Here is an 18,476-nt window from a genome sequence, read left to right as displayed (position 1 = left end):
GCAGAGATTCCTAGGCTTTTCAACTGCGTCGTGTGCGCTCGAAAAAACAGATGTCTTCCCCGTTCATGCGCACGGTTCCGTTTTGTTTGTAGCCGAATTTCTCCGCAATCCGGATCGAGGCGTGATTGTCCTTGTCGATAATACAGACGCTTTTTGGCACCGACAGTTCCGCGTCCAGCCAGTCATGGATGGCACCGACAGCCTCGCTGGCATAGCCCTGGCCGAAGCGGTCGGGCGAGATCACCCAGCCGCATTCCGGCACGCCCCAGAAGGCTGGCTCGGTGTTGCGATGGAAATCCGCAAAGCCGACCTCGCCGACATAGTCGCCCGTCTTGCGGTCCTCGGCCAGCCAGTAGCCATAGCCAAGCAGGGGCCACAGGCCACGGCTGCCCAGCACATTGCGCGCCCAGACCTGGTCCGGCGGGCGTGCCTCCCCGCCAATGAAGCGGATCGTCTCGGGATGGCTCCAGTGCGCGACAAGGCGGTCGAAGTCTGAGGCCTCGACACCGCGCAGCTTAAGTCGCCCGGTCAGCAGGACGGGGACGGGAGAACCGCTCACACCTGGGCTCCCTTCATCTTTCCCAGCATCGCCTTCATCGCGGCATGCACCGCCTGGATGGCCTTCAACGGGCGCACCATGACCTTGAAATCGGTGATCAGGCCATCGCCATCCCACTCGATCATGTCGATCCCGTTTACGTCGACCCCGTCCATCCTTGTCTCGAACTCGAGGACAGCCTTGTCGCCGCAATCGAAAACGCGGGTATAGCGGAAATCATCGCTGCCGAGCGTCTGCCCGGCCGCACCGAGGTACATCATCGTGATCGCCTTGCCTTCCTGCGGCGTGTGGACGATCGGGCTCCTGAAGACGACATCGTCATGCAGCAGGGCTGACAGCTCTTCCGGCGTATGCGTGCCATGGAAATAATCCATCCAGCGCTGCAAATTCTTCGAGTGACCGGTTTTCGGCACCATGGCGGCTTCCCTCCTGTTTCGTCCTCCTTAGCGCGGGGCAACGGAAAGGCGAAGACCTTACGCTGGCGGAACTCGGGCCGCTGTGGTTCATTGCTGTCAGGCTGGGGCGGCTCACTACCAAGGAGAGCCAACCATGAGTGTTGCCCGCGTTACAGAAATCACCGCAAGCGGATCATCTGTCGAAGGCGCGATCGAAGAGGGCGTAAAGCGCGCCTCGGAAACGCTGAACAATGTCGAACATGTCTGGGTCTCGGACATCAAGGCCCGCGTGTCGAACGGCAAGATCGACAGCTACTATGTCACCATGAAAGTGACTTTTGTGCTGACGGACTAGGGCTGAGGGGGCGCAGCGTGTTGCTGCGCCCACGCCTTACTCGCTATCGGTCGTTACCGGCTGGCCGACCAGAAACTCACTCGGATCCTCGAAGCAGTAGCCGCGCTGGATGACCCAGCTGGCGGGGAAATCAGGCTGGACGAAGACCATTTCGATCTGTCCCCAGGTCCAGCGGGGTTCGCCGGTTTCCGGATCGGCAATCGCATACGGACAGCGCTCGCTGCCGGTGCCGTCCGGCTCCACCCAGAGGCCCGCATAAGCCTGCCGGCCCGTCGTCTGCCCGGCCAGACCCTCGATATAACCAATCCCCCGGACATCGCTGCCCTCGATCGGATAGGTCAGGACAGCGTGGCCTTCGTCGGTGTCGTGATCATAAATCACCTCGCCGATCTCGGTGTCCCACGCCTCATCGGCCACAGCCGCGCCAGCCAGTATCAGGCCCAGGCCCATGACCGCGATCAATCTGTTCATCCTCGTCCCCTTTTTCCGTATCCGAAGGAATTAGTCCTGCAGGCAATACTGGACGGGATAGACCACATTAAGGCGGCGGACCTGCCGCCCTTCGACCGTTTTCGGCGCGAATTCCAGATCCCTCACCGCCTCATAGGTCGCTGAACTGAACGCTGGAGAAGAACAGGCCGTCAGGATCTCATCCGGCGTGCCGGCCGGTGTCACGTCCATCAGCGCATAGCAAAGACCTTCGACACCGCGGCTTGCAGCCGAGGCGGGATAGCTCGGTACGGGCGGGCGGACCGGCTTGTCATTGCGCGCCACAACCTCGGTCGTCACTGGCCCGCCGAGCAGTTCATCATTCGACATGGATTTCTGCGCCACCTCATTGAAGCGCGTCTGCCAGCCATCGGGATAGACGACCTGGGCCGGCGCGGCGCCGGAATGGCCGCACTCGGCAATCTTGCCTTCGAGCGAGACGGTCGAGGCCGCCGCCCCGGTCTGCGACGGGCCCGGGCCGTAGACGCGGGTCGGACTGGTGGCACACGCTGCGAGAACGAGGCCGCTGCCGGCCAGCAGGGCAAGATGAGAGCGCTTCATGAGGGACGTCCTTGAACCTGGTTAATCAGGCGTCGAGCTTATCAGGCCCTTAAATCCCGCGCCAACCCTGCATCAGCCGGCAGGTGAGCGCTCAGCCGCCCTCTTCCTTGTCGGGACGGCAATACTGCACCGGGATGATGATGTTCTTGGTTGCCGGAGAATCAGCGCCTTCACCGGCAGTGAATTCCAGGTCTGCCAGCATCCCCTTCGTGGCTTTGGTAAAGGGCGGCATTGTGCAGTTGGCAAGAATGTTTTCCGTTTCACCCGTCGCCGTGACGTCGAACATCACCTCGCAGGTGCCCTCCACACCGAGCGCGCTGAAAAGCGGCGGATAATCCGGCGCGAGCGCCCCGGTCGGAATGGGCATGACGACGTCGCCGCCCGGCGCATTGGCTTTCTTTATCCGCTCGACCCAGCCTTCGGGCGGGCGCTCCTCGACCACATTGTCGCCGCCGCAGGCCTCGATGCCGACATGCCCGCTCAGCGCTGCCAGCAGCTCGCTCGTCAGCGGTTCTTCCATCCGGTCATTGAGCGCATCAACGACCTCCTTGTCGAAGCCGTGATAATCTTCCAGCTCGGCATGGGCGGCGCCCGCGAGCAGGCTACCGGCGGCGGCGAGGGCGATGAGGGGGGAAATTCTCATGAGCGTGTCTCCTTGATTGCTCTTGGACCACGCTTCCCATCCTAATCACCCGAATAGGCTTTCGCCAAATCCGGGTCCTTTGAGGCGACCAGGTCGGCGAGGTCGGAAATGACCTTGGCCTGCTTCCAGGTCGCATCATCCTGCATCTTGCCATCCAGCATCGCCACGCCTGACCCGTCGGGCATGGCTTCGAGGATGCGGCGAGCGAATTTCACCTCATTCGGATCCGGCGAGAAGACGCGCTTGGCGATCTCGATCTGCTTGGGGTGCAGCGTCCATGTGCCGGAACAGCCGAGCAGGAAGGCATTGCGGAACTGCTGCTCGCAGGCCTCGAGGTCGGCAATGTCGCCGAACGGGCCATAGAAGGCATTGATCCCGGCCATGCGGCAGGCATCGACCATGCGGGCAATCGTATAGTGCCACGGATCCTGCTGGGCGCTCTCGCGCGCCGAACCATCCTCGTTCGGATCATCGACGACGCGGTAGTAGGGGTGTCCGCCACCCACGCGGGTGGTCTTCATCTTGCGATCGGCCGCGAGATCCGCCGGGCCAAGCGAAATGCCCTGCATACGCGGGCTGGCAAGCGCGATCTCCTCGACCAGCGCCATGCCCTGCGCGGTCTCGAGGATGGCATGAAACAGGATCGGGCGCTTCAGCCCTGCCTTGGCTTCCAGCTGGGCGACATACTGGTCTGCGAAGTGAATGTCCCACGGGCCTTCAACCTTGGGCAGCATGATCACATCGAGCTGGTGGCCGGCCTTCAGGACAAGCTCGGAGACATCCTCCTGGAACCAGGGGGAGTTGAGGCAGTTCACCCGGCTCCAGAAACCGGTCCCCTTGCCCTGCCAGTCATACATCGAGGCCATCTCGACGGCGCCGGCGCGCGCGGCGTCCTTGGCATCGGCCGGAATGGCATCTTCAAGATTGGCGAGGACGACGTCGACCGTCGGCGCAATATCCGGAACCTTGCCGCGCACCTTGTCGAGATGCGGCGGGACGAAATGGATCATCCGCTCCAGCCGGACGGGCAGCTCGCGCATCGGGTCCGGCGCGCCAATCGACAGCGGCTTGAAGAAATTCCGTGGTGTTTTCCGGGTCATGCGCATGTCCTCCTGTTTTCGCAGCGCAACATAGAGGAGCGCCTGTCCGGGTCAATCAGGCTGAAAGTCTCAGCGCTCAAGCACCGAGAGGTTCATGCTGAAGGAGCGCCGCTCGCCTTCGGAGCGGAACGGATAGACGCAGTGGAACATGTAGGAGGGGAAAATATAGAAGTCGCCGACGCGCGGCTTGATCATGAAATTCGAGACGGAATAGTGGCTGTCGGTCCCGTGCGCGAATTGCAGGTGCCCATGCGAGGGGTGGTGGTCGCGGTAATCCTCTTCCCACTCGGCCTCGATGCCGTCGGGCAGCTTGAGATAGCCGACGCAGGAAAGCGCAGCGCCTGTATGGATATGCAGCGGATTATAATCCCCGGCATACTGGCGCACGAACCAGCCGCCCGCGATATTGAGCTCAAACTGCTTGCTGCGATGGTCGTAATTGCCGAACGCTCCACGCCGGCTGGCGCGCACATGATACTCGATCAGCGTCTGGCCGAGCGCAGCCGCGGCGAGATCGACAAGCGGCTTGTCGAAACGCAGTTCTTCGCGAACCTTGCCGACCAATTGTCCGGAATGGTCTTCCAGCTCCCGGTTCATCGCGCTGTTCATCTGGTCGACGAACTGACCCGGCATCCGGAAAAAGCCCATCATGGGGCCGAAAGGCGTGAAGAATTCCTTCTCCGCCTGCGGCGTGAATATCGTAGCCACGTCCAGCATCTCCGGCGCGTGACCCTGAAAGCGCCTTATAAACCTGAATTATTACACCTGTCGCACGACATCTGTAATGCGGATGTCGGGGGGCGGTCAATGGACGTTTAATGCGGCGCTGTAGCAGGCTTGGGCTCAGGAGCGGGTGAAGCTGTAATGATTGCGCCGGAAGGCTTCGTCTTCATCCCGCGGCGTGACCATCTTGGTGATGGTGAATTCCTGTGGAGCGATGGTGTAGGTATATTCGCACGTGGCCGTCACGGCATTGTCCTGGCAGTCCTGCTTCGTGACCAGCATGAGTTCATCGCCCCGCTGGACGCGACGCTGGACCGTCTCGTCATTCACCTTACGGCCATTCTCGGAAATCGCGACCTCTGCGCGCCCGTCGGCTCTCGGGTCCTCGGGAAAAGAGAAATAGAGTTCGAACGTCCGGCCATTCTGCCCGACCAGGAGCTCGGCCGGAATGGTCGTCTCGGTCTCCTCGTCGGAATAGTCGAGATAGGTGAGCGAGCCTTCCCACTCATCGCCGACGAGCACGGAAAAATCGTCCGGGCTCACCTTCGGCGCAAAGGAAGCATCGCTGTTATCGCCAGCGTCGGAGCCTCCGCAAGCCGCCAGAAATGCCAGTCCTATGGCTCCCCAGAAGTGTCGCCGCATATCGAAATCCCGCCCTTGCCTGGAGGAGATACGCGTAGCCGCGGCGTCTGGTTCAATCTTTTGGCAGCGAGACCGATCTCTCATAGGCAAGCGCGCGGCTGAAGAAGAAGGCGCAACCGTACAGGACGAAGCAGGTCGTGATGGCCTCAATGCCCCAGAAGATGAGGCCATGAATGTGAAGTCCGAACAGGACCACGGTCACGAGACCAAGCGCGAAGGCGCCGGCGACTTCTGCGATCAGGATGGTGGCCGCAAGGGCCTTGATGAGAGCGAACATGTAATCTCCAATACGAGCAGTCACGGCTGCCAGCGTCTCTATATATACTCCACCTGCTTCAGGGTGGGAGAGGGCTCTCTGCAAAATCTTTACCGCGACAGCGGATGCGCCGTCTCAAGCAGCTCTGCCAGCTCGTCGCTGAGCACGTGGGTGTAGATTTCCGTAGTGGAAATATCGGCATGGCCAAGCAGCGTCTGGACCGAGCGAAGGTCGGCACCGCCCTGCAGCAGATGGGTGGCATAGGCGTGGCGCAGCGCATGCGGATGGACGCGGGCCGGGTCGAGACCGGCAGCCAGTGAAAGCTCCTTCAGCAGCTGACCGAGCCTGCGACGGGTGAGATGGCCTTCCTTGCCGCGCGAGGGAAAGAGATAGGCCGCCGCTGACTTCGCCTTCACCGTGCCCTTGGGCAGGCTTTCTTCGCGCTGCTCGAGCCAGGCGAGAATGGCGTCCAGCGCCGGGGTGCCAAGCGGGCAGAGCCGGTCCTTGCCGCCCTTGCCGCGAACGATGATGTCGCTCGTCTCCCAGCGCTCGCCCTTGCGGCGCGGCAGGTTGCCGAGCTTCAGGCTGACCAGTTCGGAAACGCGAAGACCGGCGCCGTAGAGCAATTCAACGAGGCAGCGAAGGCGCATGTCGTCGCCACAGGCCTCGATCAGTCGCGAGACCTCCTCGCGTGAGAGCACATCGGGAATATCGCGATGGGCCTTGGGGCCTTCGAGTTTCGAGGTCGGGTCGTCCTTGCGGTCGCCTTCTTCGAACAGGAACCGGCAGAAGCGGCGCAGCGAGGAGAGCTTTCGCGCCTGACTGCGGGGCGCGAGCCCCTGATCGGCGAGCCAGGTCGCATAGCGCGAGACGTCTTTCGCAGAGGCTTTTGTGAGACGGCCCTTCAGGAAGCCGGAGGCATCGGCGAGATCACGGCCATAGGCATCGAGCGTATTGGCCGAGGCCCCGCGCTCGGCGCTCATCATTTCAAGAAAGGCATCGATCCGGGCGGCATCGCTCATCAGCCGATTGAGCGCCCACGAGTCTTAAGATCACGCTTAAAAAAACCGGGCGCGACATCGCTGCCGCGCCCGGTAATTTTTCTGGGGACCGGAAACCGGTCTGAAACCGGGCTGGAATTGGAACGTTTCTGGAACGTCAATTCCGGCGAATGTCCCGATCTCGTCCGCCCCTTATTCCGCCGGGCTGTCCTCGGTCTTGTCCAACACAGGATGCCCGTGATCGGGGTCGTCATTCATCTTGTGCATCGCCACCACGACACTGGAGAGCGCCAGCAGCGCAATCAGGTTCGGGAAGGCCATGGACGCATTGGCGATATCGCCCAGCAGCCACAGCCAGTCGGCCGCCGCGATGGTGCCCAGGAAGATGATCACGACCCAGAAGTAGCGGAACGGGTGGGTCGCCCACTCACCGACCAGATAGGTCGCCGCCTGCTCACCGTAATAGGACCAGCCGATAATGGTCGTGAAGGCGAAGAAGAACAGCGCCACCGGCACGATGAATTCACCGCCGGGGAAGGCCGCGCCATAGGCCCGGGTGGTGATCGCCGCCGAGTTGGCGTCCGTCTCCCAGGCATGGTCGACCGCGACCATCGACTCGTCGATCTGCGCCTGGAGTTCAGTCCAGCCTTCGCCAGCTTCGGCTTCGAGCGCCGCAACGTCGTCGCTGGACATGGCCTGCAAGGCTGCCGGATGGGCTGCCTCGATAGCAATGTCCTCAATCGCAACGCCGGATGCGCGGCATTCCTGCAGCCAGGCCGACGCCACAGCCCCGTTCCGGGCAATCGTCGCCTCGCGGCCCTCGGTATAGGCACTCGGGAAAAGCGCATTCATGTCCGTGCCTTCCGGCAGGGCATAGTCCGCCTCGACACAGGCGTTCGCGGCCATCAGGGCCGGGCTCTTCTTGAAGTCGCCGACAACCGTCAGGATGACGAGCGCGGTCATGGTGCAGATGATGATCGTGTCGATGAAGACGCCGATCATGGCGATCTCGCCCTGCTGGACCGGGTTCTTGGTGCGCGCCGCTGCGTGCGCAATCGGGGCTGAACCCTGACCGGCTTCGTTGGAGAACAGCCCGCGCGAAATACCGTAGCGGACCGCCTGCATGACGCCATAACCGGCTGCCCCGCCTGCCGCTTCCTGCCAGCCAAAGGCCGACCCGATAATCTGCATGAAAGCGCCCGGCACCTTGTCGGCATTGATGATCAGCACGATCAGCGCCGCGAGCACATAGAGCGCTGCCATGACCGGCACGACCTTGCCGGCAAAACTGCCGATGGACTTGATGCCGCCAATGATGACGGCGAAGACCAGAGCGGCGAGCACCAGGCCGATGGCCCAGGGCGGAATGGTCAAACCAAGGGTCGACTGGCTTGTCTCGGTGACCGATTCCATGATCGAATTGGCCTGGATGGCCCCGCCTGTCGCAGCCGCAGAGAATAGCGTCCCGAGACAGAAGATGACGGCCAGCCAGCCCCAATTCTTACCAAGACCGTTCTTGATGTAATACATCGGGCCGCCATTGATGCGGCCATATTCGTCGGTTTCGCGATACTTCACGGCCAGCGAACTTTCCGAGAAGGCGAGCGCCATGCCGAAGATGGCGACGATCCACATCCAGAAGATCGCACCCGGCCCGCCAAGCGTAATCGCCGTCGCGACGCCAGCGAGGTTCCCCGTGCCAACCTGTCCGGACAGCGCCGTCGAGAGCGCCTGCCAGGGGGTGATTGCACCGTCCTCTCCCTGCGCCTTGCGGCCCTGCCAGACCTCAACCAGCGCTGGCACGAAACGGCGCAGCGGCCGCGCCGCGATCCGCACCATCATGAACAGCCCGGTGCCGAGCAGGATGACGGCAAGCGGGCCGATCTGTCCCGGTATGACGACCGTGTCGCCCCATGTGCCGCCCCATATAAATCCGGCGACATTCTCGATCAAAGCGATGATATCCAAAGCTGGCCTCCCCGGCTCCTTGCTCCCTTGAAGCGCCCGACACTAGACGTGTTTTCGCCGCTGTGAAGCAGGACGGGGCAGATTTTACATCTGCCCCGCGCCAAAGAGTTCAATTTTGCCCGGAAAGCGTCAGGCGCCGAAACCTTCTCCCACGCCGAAGTCACGGCGCGCAGAGACAATCGTCACCACGACACCGGCGAGCACGTCGAGCAGCGTCATGATGGTAATGATGAAAAAGGCCGAGGTCGCGAAGTTCGGCAGAAGCAGGAACTCCACCAGGCAGACGATGAACAGGATCATCGATATCCCGTGATTGATGATCGTCGCCGTGCCGGTCGAGGTCGACTTCAGGATTTCCATAAAAAGCAGAGCGATGGAGAAGAGGATCAGCATCTCGCCATTGGTGATCGCCCAGTTGACGCCGGAGATCATCGGCAGCGTGATCATCGGATTGTTGAGAAGATCAATGATCGGCGACGCATTATTGATCACTGCATTCGCGGGATCGCCTGTGCCGCCATAGGGCAGCGCAATGAGATTGTAGATCGCGACCGGAATGATCAGGAGCGGAAAAATACCGAGTAGCACACGCATGTTGGATCCCCTGCCTTTGCTTGAGCGGTTTGAGGCTGCCGCATGTTTCTTGCGGTCTTCGGCTCGCGCAATGGCGGCTGCTCCGAAGACACCTTTCAGACTCATGCCTAACGTCCCCTTTCCGCCCTGTTAAGCATGAAAAGCCTAATACAGAAAGCCGGGGTGGGGGATGTGTCTTTCAGGATTCACCCTGAGATCAAATCTCGTCGGCGCCTTCAGGGTTACGCCGGCGGCGAATGAGCCAGGTCACACCGCGCAGATCCGAGAGGGCCGCCCAGAGGCGGCCGAAGTTTGTATACTTCGACGTGCCTGACCCACGCTCGCGGTGGTTTACGTCCATATATTCAACATCATAGCCATCCGCCCGGATCAGGGCCGGCATGTAGCGGTGCATATGGTCGAAATAGGGAAGCGCGAGGAAGACGTCGCGTTTCACCACCTTGATGCCACACCCGCTATCATCGCAGTCATCGCGCAGCATGCGCCGGCGGATCGAGTTGGCAAAGCGCGACCCAAAGCGCTTCCAGGCGGTGTCCTTGCGGCTGGCCCGGCGGCCCATCACCATGGCGAGTTTCTCGCCTGCGTCCTGGCGTGTCAGCGCGCGATAAAGGTCCGGCAGGTCGGCAGGATCGTTCTGTCCATCCCCGTCCAGCGTGCCAACAACACGCCCGCGCGCAGCCTTGACGCCGGTCCGGATCGCCCGGCTCTGGCCGGCATTCTTGCGGTGGCTCAGGATGCGCAATGCCGGAAATGTTTCTTTCAGCTCAGCCAGTTCCGAACGGGTTTCATCGGTCGAGGCATCATCGACGAAAATCATCTCATAAGCACGGCCATCGAGCGCCGTCGCGATTTCGCGCGCAAGCATTTCGACATTGCCGGATTCATTGTGCACCGGAACGACGACGGAGAATTCAAGTGTTTCAGCCACGGCTTCTGGCCTCTTGTAGAGGATGCGGGGGTGTTTCTGGCCGCCCTCTTTAAGCGGTTCGCGCCCAAAGCGAAACCATGGATGACCGCGAAGACTGCCAGAGGCCGTGCCAACGACAGAGGATTCCGCTAGAGGGGCCGTAATGGCAAAGTTGAGCGACCTTCCGATCGAGCCCCTGCTCGAAGAGATCTGCACACGTGTGCGGGCCGAAAAGCGTCTGGTCCTAGCCGCTCCGCCAGGCGCCGGCAAGACGACGCGGGTCCCGCTGGCACTGGCCGGCTTGATCGAGGGCTTCGAGGCACTGCCGGGAAAGATTGTGATGCTGGAGCCAAGGCGGCTGGCCGCGCGCATGGCTGCCGAGCGTATGGCCGCAACACTTGGAGAGAAGACCGGCGCGCGGATCGGCCTCGCGACGCGCATAGACCGCAAGGTCTCTTCTGATACTGTGGTGGAGGTCATTACCGACGGCCTGTTCACCCGCCGCCTGCTGGCCGACCCGTCGCTGGAGGGCGTGTCGGCGGTGATCTTCGACGAGATCCACGAGCGCAGTCTCAACGCCGATCTCGGTCTCGCCCTGGCGCTCGAGACCCAGGCCGTCTTTCGGGAAGACCTGCACCTCATCGCCATGTCGGCCACGCTGGACACCGACAAGGTGGCCGGACGCCTCGACGCGCCGGTCATCGAAAGCCAGGGCCGGCAATATCCGGTGGAGACGAAATATCTCGGGCGTAACCGGGACCGGATCGAAGACCAGATGGCGGCCGCCATCGAGAAGGCGGCCCGCGCCGAGCAGGGCTCTATCCTTGCCTTCCTGCCGGGGGCTGGTGAAATCCGGCGCACAGCTGAGCGGCTGACCAGCCTGCCTGCCAATGTCAGCGTACACCCACTTTTCGGGGCGCTCTCGCCAAGGGAACAGGACGAAGCCGTGCGACCTGCCGCAGATGGTCAACGCAAGGTCGTGCTTGCGACAGACATCGCCGAGAGCGCGCTCACCATAGATGGCGTCCACGTCGTCGTGGATTCAGGGCTTGCCCGCGTCCCTGAGTTCGAGCCTGCCAGTGGCACACAGGTCCTGCGCACGATCCGGGCAGCCCGCGCCAATGTCGACCAGCGAAGGGGCCGGGCCGGGCGTCTCGGGCCGGGCGTCTGTTACCGGTTATGGGACGAGGAAAAAACACGCGGCCTCATTGCAGCACCCGCGCCTGAAATCCTGAATGCTGACCTGTCCGGCCTGCTTCTCTCGCTGGCGGAATGGGGAGAAGACGATCCGTACCGCCTGACCTGGCTCGATGCGCCACCAAAAGGACGTATCGAGGCGGCCCGGGAAGCGCTCCTCGCCTATGGCGCGCTGGATGAGGCCGGCAAGCTCACCGACCGTGGCAAACGCATGGCTGCCCTGCCACTTGATCCGAAATATGCCAGCCTTGTAGCGAGCGCCCAGAACGATGGTGAAGGCGCGCTGGCCGCAGAGATCGCCGCGCTGGCCAGCGAAGCCGGGATCGGCGGAAGCTCGGCCAACCTTCTTGACCGGCTCGCAGGCTTCAGGCGGGATAACGGGCCACGCGCCGAGGCGCTGAAGCGGCAGGCGGCACGATGGGCGAAAGCCGCAAAACCAAGCGGCGATCCAGCACTCTTGCTTGCCACCGCCTGGCCCGGCCAGATCGCCCGGCGCCGGGATGGATCGGAAACAAGCTACCTTCTTGCCAATGGCCGCGCGGGCGAATTGCCTGCTGACTCAGGTCTTGCCAAGGCCCAATGGATTGTTGTCGCAGATATGGTGGGAGCGGCTGGCCGGGCCCGCATCACGCTGGCAGCACCAATTGCCGAAGCTGACGTTCTCGCCCTGCATCCACCTGTCGCGGAAGAATGGGCGAGCTTCGACCCGGCGTCAAAAAGCTTCAAGGGCCGGCGCGTGAAGGCGGTCGGCAAGATCGTCCTGTCGGAAACACCCCTGCCCCAGCCTTCTGGTGAGGCAGCAAGGGCCGCCTTCATCGCGTTCGTGCAACAGAACGGCTTCGAGGCGGCGGGCCTCGGCATGCCTGTCAAAGGCTTCCTCGCCCGGCTCAGCCTGCTGCATGAGGCCTTCAGCGACGAGTGGCCGGCCTTGAATGAGGCCGACCTTGCCATGACGGCGGACGACTGGCTGGCGCCGGTGCTGGGGGGCGGCAAGTTCCAGATGCCGTCTGGCGGCGCGGTGGCGAATGCACTGAAACAGTCACTCGGCTGGCCGAAGGCGCAGGAGATTGACACGTTGGCGCCTGCGACCATCACGCTGCCAAGCGGCCGGAATGCGAGCGTAGATTATCTTGATGATAACGCCCCGCTGGTCGAGGCGAAGGCACAGGAACTCTATGGCCTCACGCGCCAGCCTGCCATTGCGGGCGGTCGCGTGGCTGTGGCACTGCAACTCCTGTCGCCCGCCGGACGGCCCATCGCCGTCACGAAAGATATTTCAGGATTCTGGGGCGGCGGTTATCGCGACATGGCGAAGGATATGCGCGCGCAATATCCCAAGCATGACTGGCCGGAGGACCCGGCCAGCGCGAAAGCGCATGCGGGGATGACGAAGAAACGGCTCAGTTCGGGCGGTTAGTGTCGCCCCAGTCCATGCCCATTGTCTTCTTCATCCAGTCGGAGAAGGTGGCCGGCTTTTCAAGGTTCTTCGGGTCAAGCGTGCCGAAAGCGACAATGGGGCCTTCAGCCGTTTCGAGACGGACGCCCGCCAGCTGCTGGTGCGGGTTGCCCCAGTTGCCATAGCTGGTGGAGGGGTCGAGCAGCAGCATGACCTTGGTGCCACCGGAACCGTCGGGCCTTTTGTCGAAAACGAGTCCATAGACCTTTTCGCGCCCGAAGCCGCTGGAATGCGCCTGGCGCTTGCCGTCGAGAAGCACTTCATCCCAGATCAGATTGCGCCGCCATTGCAGCACATGCATCTCGTCATCACCGGTGACAACCTTGATATCGACCTGATGAAGGCTGACACGGACGAGTTCGGCGCGCATGGGGATTTCCTTCTTCTAATTATTGAAAAACGATAATATCGAATTCGTGCACGGTCAAGCGCAGCAACGTTTTTCCAACAAGGGAGAAGGAGGCAGCGGGGTCCGAGGCAGGGAGGGGGGGGGGATAGCGAGTCTGCCAAGGACCCCGCTGGCGCGGAGGAGCCCTAACGCCTAGCCACCATTGCTTAAAGTCCTGAGGGGGATCTGAACCAAAGGTCATAAAAGGTCTAAAAGACCAGAAGCGAAAAAGGCCGCCCCGGTAGAGCGGCCTTCCATGAAATTCCGTAGGGTCCAGTCTTACCGGCCGGCCAGACGCAGGAAGCGGTCGCGCAGGTCCTTGTCGGTCTTGAAGACACCGGTGAACTGGGTCGTGATGGTCGACACGTTCGGGTGGTGCACACCGCGTGTCGTCATGCACTGGTGAACCGCATCGATAAGGACCGCGGTGCCGGACGGCGCCAGGCTCTCGGTAATCGAGTCGCAAATCTGCGAGGTCATCGTCTCCTGGGTCTGCAGGCGCTTGGCGTAGATTTCGACCACGCGGGCAAGCTTGGAGATACCGACAACGGCCTGGGTTGGCATGTAGGCGACATAAGCCTTGCCGATGAAGGGCGCCATGTGGTGCTCACAATGGCTCTCCACATCGATCTCGCGCAGCATCACCATGTCGTCATAGCCCTGCACGTCCTCGAAGGTGCGCGAGAGGTATTTGACCGGGTCCTCGTCATAGCCCTGGAACCATTCGCGATAGGCATTGACCACGCGTTTCGGCGTGTCGAGCAGGCCCTCTCGGCGCGGGTCATCGCCAGCCCAGGCGAGCAGCGTGCGCACCGCATCTTCGGCTTCCTCGCGTGTGGGACGCTTCAGCGGTTCGCTGTTGGCGAGTTCTTTGTCAGTCGTGATGGCATCCATCGCCATGGTGAAATCCTGTTTCTGAGGGACGGGGGTCGAGCCAGATGTTCTGTGGGTGCGCCCTTGCACCCCAATACCGGACTTAACGCCCGCCCGAGTTGTACCCTCAGGGCGTATACTGTCACATAAGGCAAACGGATCACCATTTCCAGAAAATGGATGCGTTGCCTTCGCGTTACCCCGCCACGCCAGGCTTGCAGCGGCTTGGCGCCGAAGGGGTTCCATGGCATAAACGCCGCGCTGAAAGGAAGACGGAATGGCGATTGCCGCTCACATCTTGTGTTGTTGAACCGATTGATGCACCGGACATCACAGCGATGATGTCCGCTCCGTTCCGTTGTATTTACCTTCCAGGCGCTAGAAGACTTTCATGACGATCAAACTCTACAACACGCTCGGGCGTGAGAAACAGGTATTTGAGCCGCAGGATCCGAACCGGGTGACGCTCTATGTCTGCGGGCCGACCGTCTACAACTATGCCCATATCGGCAATGCACGCCCCTCCGTCGTTTTCGACGTGCTGTTTCGCCTGCTGCGCAAGACCTATGGCGAGGCGCACGTCGTCTATGCGCGCAACATTACCGACGTAGAGGACAAGATCATCGCGCGTTCGCTGCAGGATGGCACGCCGATCCCGGAGATCACGCGCAAGTATGCTGACATCTACAATGCCGACCTGGCCGGACTGAACGTCCTGCCGCCGACGATCGAGCCGTGGGCGACGCAGAACATCGACGGCATGATCGCCATCACCGAGCAGCTGGTGAAGAAGGGCTATGCCTACACCGCTCCCTCCGGCGTCTTCTTCGACGTCGCCCAGATGGAGGATTACGGCAAGCTGTCGGGCCGAAACATCGAGGACAATGAGGCCGGCGCCCGCGTGGCGGTGTCGGAGGAAAAGCGCAATCCGGCGGACTTCGCGCTCTGGAAGTTCGCCAAGCCGGGCGAGCCGGAAGACGCGATCTGGGACAGCCCCTGGGGCCGCGGACGGCCTGGCTGGCACATCGAATGCTCGGCCATGGCGGCGGCTCATCTCGGGCGGACCATCGACATCCACGCCGGGGGCATCGATCTGCAATTCCCCCATCATGAAAACGAGATCGCCCAGTCCGAATGCGCACATGGCGAACCGATGGCGCGCTACTGGATGCACAACGGCTTCCTCGACATGGAAGGCGAGAAGATGTCGAAATCGCTTGGCAATGTTAAGCTGGTCCATGATCTGCTGGAGGACTGGCCGGGCGAAGTGCTGCGCATGGCGCTGCTCTCGGGGCACTATCGCGCCCCGCTGGACTGGACCCGCGACCTTCTTGAACAGGCAAAGACCACGCTCGGGCGCATCTATGGCGCGCTGCGCCGGGTCTGGGACGCCGAGGGTGGCACCGCGAAGGATGGCGCAGTGCTGAAAGCGCTGAGCGACGACCTCAACACGCCGATTGCACTGGCCGAACTTTCCCGGCTGGCGTCCGAAGCCAATCAGGCCGCAGACGCAAAGGATGAGCCGCGCATGGCACAGGCGCGCGCCGACCTTCTGGCGGCCGGTGCTCTGCTCGGCCTGCTGTCGCTGACGCCGGCTGAATGGGAACAGGGCGGCAACAATGAAGACAAGGCGCGCATCGACGCCCTGGTGCAGGCGCGCATTGACGCCCGGGCCGCGAAAAACTGGGCTGAAGCCGACCGCATCCGTGACCAGCTCACCGAGGAAGGCGTTGAAATCATGGACGGACCGCAGGGCTCAACCTGGCGCCGCACCTGATAATCCACAGCTTTTTCAACCCCAGACATAGACGTCATCCGAATAGGATTTCAAAGGACTTCCTGGAAACCACGGAGGGAAGTCCATTGAAACTAGGCACTTTTGGCGTCATCGCCGCTTCACTTTTGCTAACAGCGGCGTGTGAAACCACGTCCAGCCGGCCTTACAAGGCCTCAACCGAAAATATCATGTCCGCGCAGTCAGCCTTGCCCGCGGGCACGAAAGTTACGGTGGGAGATTTTGTGGCGGCTGCAGACGTCGATACGTCGCCAACCTGCCGGGCCATGGGCGCACTGGAAGTCGCGCCCGGGCAGTCGCCGATCGATTATATTCATGACGCTTTCCAGGAAGAGCTTTTTGAGGCCGGACTCATCGCCTCCGGAGCACCGGAGATTTCGGGCGAGGTTACTGAGCTCGACTTCAGTTCCTTTGGCACAGGCTCCTGGAATGTTACCCTGGCTGTCGCATCGCCCTCCCTGCCGGAAGGCTATTCCGTCTCGACGGCTTACTCGTTCAAGACCAGCTTCAGCGCGATCAACGCCTGCCAGAACGTGATCGACGCCTTCCAGCCGACTGTGAGCGACTTGCTGAGCAAGGTCGTCAATCATCCCGAATTCCCCGCGCTTGCGGGTTCAGAGGGCTCGGCAACGAGCTGAGCTCACTTAATGATATGAAACAACGCGGCCAGAGGATTGCCTCTGGCCGCAATTGTTTCGGCACAGCTTGCACGACGTCGAGAAACCCGTTCTGCTGCACAAGCGTTGGAGTTGCAGAGTGCCAGGCTCGACCTGGCGGCGGGATTAGGCAAGAGTGCGCAAATGAGGCTGGGTTTCACCAAGACAATAAGCGTCCTCTGTGCTGTGTTTGCGGTGGCAATGGCCTGTTCTTCAGAGATAGAGACGACAGATGCGGAAGCCTCAGTTGAGGGCATCACCGTCTATCTTGTCCGGCATGCTGAAAAAGAAACGGGAGACGACCCGGATCTGAACGCAGCGGGGCAGGCGCGCGCCGAGGCGCTGGCAGACGCGCTTGAAGATGCTAGCCTTGAGACGATCTGGTCGACCGACTACAGGCGCACGCGTGCAACAGCGGCCCCGCTGGCGCAAAGACTCGAGGTTGACGTCCAGATCTACGATCCGTCCGATCTTGATGCCTTTGCAGAAACACTGAAAACAGCTGGCGAGACCGCGCTCGTCGTCGGGCACTCGAACACGACACCGGATCTGGCTGCAGCGCTCGGCGGCGAAGCGGGCCCGCCGATTGACGAGCCGACAGAATATGATCGCCTCTATGTCCTGACCGGCATCGGGACCGCTACGGTACAGACCGATATCCGCCGCTATGGAGCGCGCAATGACGCAAGCGACGGCTAGACCTCCGGTCAACAATCTCGAAAGCCTGATGACCAGCCTGTGCGAGCAGACTGAAGGCGAAACAGTCACGGTTCGCAACCTGATGGATGCCGTGGGCCGCCGGGCCTATGGACCGATCCTGCTTCTGCTCGGATTCATATCCGTCAGCCCCCTCACATTCATTCCCGGCGCCACCTGGCTCGTCGCGCTTATCACGCTCCTTGTTTCGCTGCAGATCGTGATCGGAAAGAAGTTTCCCTGGGTGCCGCGGCGCTTTCTCGACTTCGAATTCAAGCGAAAGCACCTCGTTTCCGGCGTCGAGGGCGGGCGTAAATACGCCCATATGGTCGACCGCTACCTCAAGCCGCGCCTGACGATCCTGACAAGCCCGATCTTCGCGCCGCTCATCGCCCTCATTTGCGTGGCCGCATCGGTGATCACGATCCCGCTCGGCTTTTTCCCTTTCGGCCCGCTCTTGCCCGGGCTGACTATTCTGCTTTTCGGACTGGGGCTGACAGCACGCGATGGCGTCTTCCTGCTTCTTGCCGGCGCGGCCCTGACCGGCGCGATCATTATCCTCATTCGTGTCCTGCCACGCGTGATCAATATCGCACAAAACCTCTTCGGCTGAGGCAAACGGCCCTGATTCACTTGATCTTCGGGCGTTTCAGGGCGATCTAGGCCCCATGAGCGCAGAGCTTTATCATAATCGCGTGCTGGAACTGGCCGCCAATATTCCGCATGTCGGGACCCTCGCCGATGCCGATGCATCGGTGGAGAAGGTCTCGCGTGTGTGCGGATCGGTCGTGCGCGTCGATATCCGTCTCAGCGAAGATGGCGAGACGGTTGAGGCCATTGCCGTTGAACCCAAGGCGTGCGCCCTGGGCCAGGCCGCAACGTCTGTTCTGGCCGAGAACATTGTCGGCGCCCGCGTCGAAGACGTTCTTTCAGCCCGTGATGCCCTGCGCGCCATGCTGAAGGATGGTGGTAAGCCGCCAGCAGGCCGGTTCGCCGAATTGCGTCACCTGGCTGGCGTCGCCGACTACCCCCCGCGTCACACCTCCACGATGCTGGCTTTCGAAGCCGCCTGCGAGGCGATCGAGACCGCACGAACTAAGCGGGCTGCGGCGGCCTGAGCGCTCCGCCGCAGCCGGTTGGCAGCCCATGACGGCATATGCCACAGCCCTAGCGGGTTGAGAGCTGCCCCCTGCGCGTCTAGAACCGCTTTCGACGAAACACC

The 18,476-nt window shown here is 61.8% G+C and carries 22 protein-coding genes; 7 read left to right on the top strand and 15 right to left on the bottom strand.

Annotated features, from left to right (window positions below):
• Nucleotides 1-19 precede the first annotated feature (19 nt).
• Both Q1K29_RS05150 and Q1K29_RS05145 read right to left on the bottom strand, forming a co-directional pair.
• Nucleotides 20-559 carry a GNAT family N-acetyltransferase gene (locus Q1K29_RS05150; RefSeq protein ID WP_300391889.1) on the bottom strand — a complete coding sequence of 180 codons (540 nt, stop codon included), beginning with the start codon at nucleotides 557-559 and terminating at the stop codon, nucleotides 20-22.
• Nucleotides 556-975 carry a nuclear transport factor 2 family protein gene (locus tag Q1K29_RS05145; RefSeq protein ID WP_300391888.1) on the bottom strand — a complete coding sequence of 140 codons (420 nt, stop codon included), beginning with the start codon at nucleotides 973-975 and terminating at the stop codon, nucleotides 556-558. The genes Q1K29_RS05150 and Q1K29_RS05145 overlap by 4 nt, the downstream gene beginning before the upstream one ends.
• 133 nt (nucleotides 976-1,108) lie before the next feature.
• Here Q1K29_RS05145 and Q1K29_RS05140 point away from each other — a divergent pair, with 133 nt between their 5' ends.
• Nucleotides 1,109-1,309, top strand: a complete 201-nt coding sequence (locus tag Q1K29_RS05140; RefSeq protein ID WP_300391887.1) for a dodecin family protein — start codon at nucleotides 1,109-1,111, stop codon at nucleotides 1,307-1,309.
• Nucleotides 1,310-1,345: 36 nt separating this feature from the next.
• Here the strand turns inward: Q1K29_RS05140 and Q1K29_RS05135 are convergent, their stop codons facing one another.
• The 11 genes from Q1K29_RS05135 to Q1K29_RS05085 all read right to left on the bottom strand — a co-directional run bounded on the left by Q1K29_RS05135 (nucleotide 1,346) and on the right by Q1K29_RS05085 (nucleotide 10,214).
• Complete coding sequence (locus Q1K29_RS05135; RefSeq protein ID WP_300391886.1) at nucleotides 1,346-1,780, bottom strand: hypothetical protein; 435 nt, start codon at nucleotides 1,778-1,780, stop codon at nucleotides 1,346-1,348.
• A 30-nt stretch (nucleotides 1,781-1,810) separates the two neighbouring features.
• A complete protein-coding gene (locus tag Q1K29_RS05130; RefSeq protein WP_300391885.1) occupies nucleotides 1,811-2,359 on the bottom strand; it encodes an energy transducer TonB in 549 nt (182 codons plus the stop codon).
• 91 nt (nucleotides 2,360-2,450) lie between these two features.
• Nucleotides 2,451-3,002: a hypothetical protein gene (locus tag Q1K29_RS05125; RefSeq protein WP_300391884.1), complete on the bottom strand. Its 552-nt coding sequence runs from the start codon at nucleotides 3,000-3,002 to the stop codon at nucleotides 2,451-2,453.
• 41 nt (nucleotides 3,003-3,043) lie between these two features.
• Nucleotides 3,044-4,102 (bottom strand): CoA ester lyase, encoded by a 1,059-nt coding sequence (locus Q1K29_RS05120; RefSeq protein ID WP_300391883.1) that lies wholly within the window; start codon nucleotides 4,100-4,102, stop codon nucleotides 3,044-3,046.
• A gap of 69 nt (nucleotides 4,103-4,171) precedes the next feature.
• Nucleotides 4,172-4,810, bottom strand: a complete 639-nt coding sequence (locus Q1K29_RS05115; protein ID WP_300391882.1) for a putative 2OG-Fe(II) oxygenase — start codon at nucleotides 4,808-4,810, stop codon at nucleotides 4,172-4,174.
• Between the two features lie 135 nt (nucleotides 4,811-4,945).
• Nucleotides 4,946-5,467 carry a hypothetical protein gene (locus tag Q1K29_RS05110; RefSeq protein WP_300391881.1) on the bottom strand — a complete coding sequence of 174 codons (522 nt, stop codon included), beginning with the start codon at nucleotides 5,465-5,467 and terminating at the stop codon, nucleotides 4,946-4,948.
• A 52-nt stretch (nucleotides 5,468-5,519) separates the two neighbouring features.
• Complete coding sequence (locus Q1K29_RS05105; RefSeq protein ID WP_300391880.1) at nucleotides 5,520-5,744, bottom strand: hypothetical protein; 225 nt, start codon at nucleotides 5,742-5,744, stop codon at nucleotides 5,520-5,522.
• An 89-nt stretch (nucleotides 5,745-5,833) separates the two neighbouring features.
• Nucleotides 5,834-6,745: a tyrosine recombinase gene (locus tag Q1K29_RS05100; protein WP_300391879.1), complete on the bottom strand. Its 912-nt coding sequence runs from the start codon at nucleotides 6,743-6,745 to the stop codon at nucleotides 5,834-5,836.
• Nucleotides 6,746-6,916: 171 nt separating this feature from the next.
• A complete protein-coding gene (locus tag Q1K29_RS05095; protein WP_300391878.1) occupies nucleotides 6,917-8,692 on the bottom strand; it encodes a sodium:alanine symporter family protein in 1,776 nt (591 codons plus the stop codon).
• A 129-nt stretch (nucleotides 8,693-8,821) separates the two neighbouring features.
• Complete coding sequence (locus Q1K29_RS05090; RefSeq protein ID WP_300391877.1) at nucleotides 8,822-9,391, bottom strand: hypothetical protein; 570 nt, start codon at nucleotides 9,389-9,391, stop codon at nucleotides 8,822-8,824.
• 91 nt (nucleotides 9,392-9,482) lie between these two features.
• The gene (locus Q1K29_RS05085; RefSeq protein WP_300391876.1) at nucleotides 9,483-10,214 is read right to left on the bottom strand and encodes a glycosyltransferase family 2 protein; all 732 of its coding nucleotides are present in this window, start codon (nucleotides 10,212-10,214) and stop codon (nucleotides 9,483-9,485) included.
• A 142-nt stretch (nucleotides 10,215-10,356) separates the two neighbouring features.
• Here Q1K29_RS05085 and hrpB point away from each other — a divergent pair, with 142 nt between their 5' ends.
• Entirely contained in the window at nucleotides 10,357-12,807 is a 2,451-nt protein-coding gene (gene hrpB, locus Q1K29_RS05080; RefSeq protein ID WP_300391875.1) for an ATP-dependent helicase HrpB, read from the top strand.
• Here the strand turns inward: hrpB and Q1K29_RS05075 are convergent.
• Both Q1K29_RS05075 and folE read right to left on the bottom strand, forming a co-directional pair.
• Complete coding sequence (locus Q1K29_RS05075; RefSeq protein WP_300391874.1) at nucleotides 12,791-13,216, bottom strand: hypothetical protein; 426 nt, start codon at nucleotides 13,214-13,216, stop codon at nucleotides 12,791-12,793. The two genes, hrpB and Q1K29_RS05075, sit on opposite strands and share 17 nt — an antisense overlap.
• A 297-nt stretch (nucleotides 13,217-13,513) precedes the next feature.
• A complete protein-coding gene (gene folE, locus Q1K29_RS05070) occupies nucleotides 13,514-14,128 on the bottom strand; it encodes a GTP cyclohydrolase I FolE (protein ID WP_350210676.1) in 615 nt (204 codons plus the stop codon).
• A 370-nt stretch (nucleotides 14,129-14,498) separates the two neighbouring features.
• Here folE and cysS point away from each other — a divergent pair, with 370 nt between their 5' ends.
• The 5 genes from cysS (at nucleotide 14,499) to Q1K29_RS05045 (ending at nucleotide 18,372) form a co-directional block, all read left to right on the top strand.
• A complete protein-coding gene (gene cysS, locus Q1K29_RS05065; protein WP_300391872.1) occupies nucleotides 14,499-15,884 on the top strand; it encodes a cysteine--tRNA ligase in 1,386 nt (461 codons plus the stop codon).
• A gap of 242 nt (nucleotides 15,885-16,126) precedes the next feature.
• Nucleotides 16,127-16,540, top strand: a complete 414-nt coding sequence (locus Q1K29_RS05060; protein WP_300391871.1) for a hypothetical protein — start codon at nucleotides 16,127-16,129, stop codon at nucleotides 16,538-16,540.
• A gap of 219 nt (nucleotides 16,541-16,759) precedes the next feature.
• Complete coding sequence (locus Q1K29_RS05055; protein ID WP_300391870.1) at nucleotides 16,760-17,257, top strand: phosphoglycerate mutase family protein; 498 nt, start codon at nucleotides 16,760-16,762, stop codon at nucleotides 17,255-17,257.
• Nucleotides 17,238-17,867, top strand: coding sequence for an exopolysaccharide biosynthesis protein (locus tag Q1K29_RS05050; protein ID WP_300391869.1), 630 nt, complete (start codon nucleotides 17,238-17,240; stop codon nucleotides 17,865-17,867). Before Q1K29_RS05055 ends, Q1K29_RS05050 begins: the two co-directional genes overlap by 20 nt.
• Nucleotides 17,868-17,922: 55 nt before the next feature.
• Nucleotides 17,923-18,372: an iron-sulfur cluster assembly scaffold protein gene (locus Q1K29_RS05045; RefSeq protein ID WP_300391868.1), complete on the top strand. Its 450-nt coding sequence runs from the start codon at nucleotides 17,923-17,925 to the stop codon at nucleotides 18,370-18,372.
• Nucleotides 18,373-18,476: the final 104 nt, after the last annotated feature.

Source organism: Henriciella sp. (genome assembly GCF_029937755.1).
GTDB lineage: Bacteria > Pseudomonadota > Alphaproteobacteria > Caulobacterales > Hyphomonadaceae > Henriciella.
This window is presented reverse-complemented; position numbering and strand designations above follow the sequence as displayed.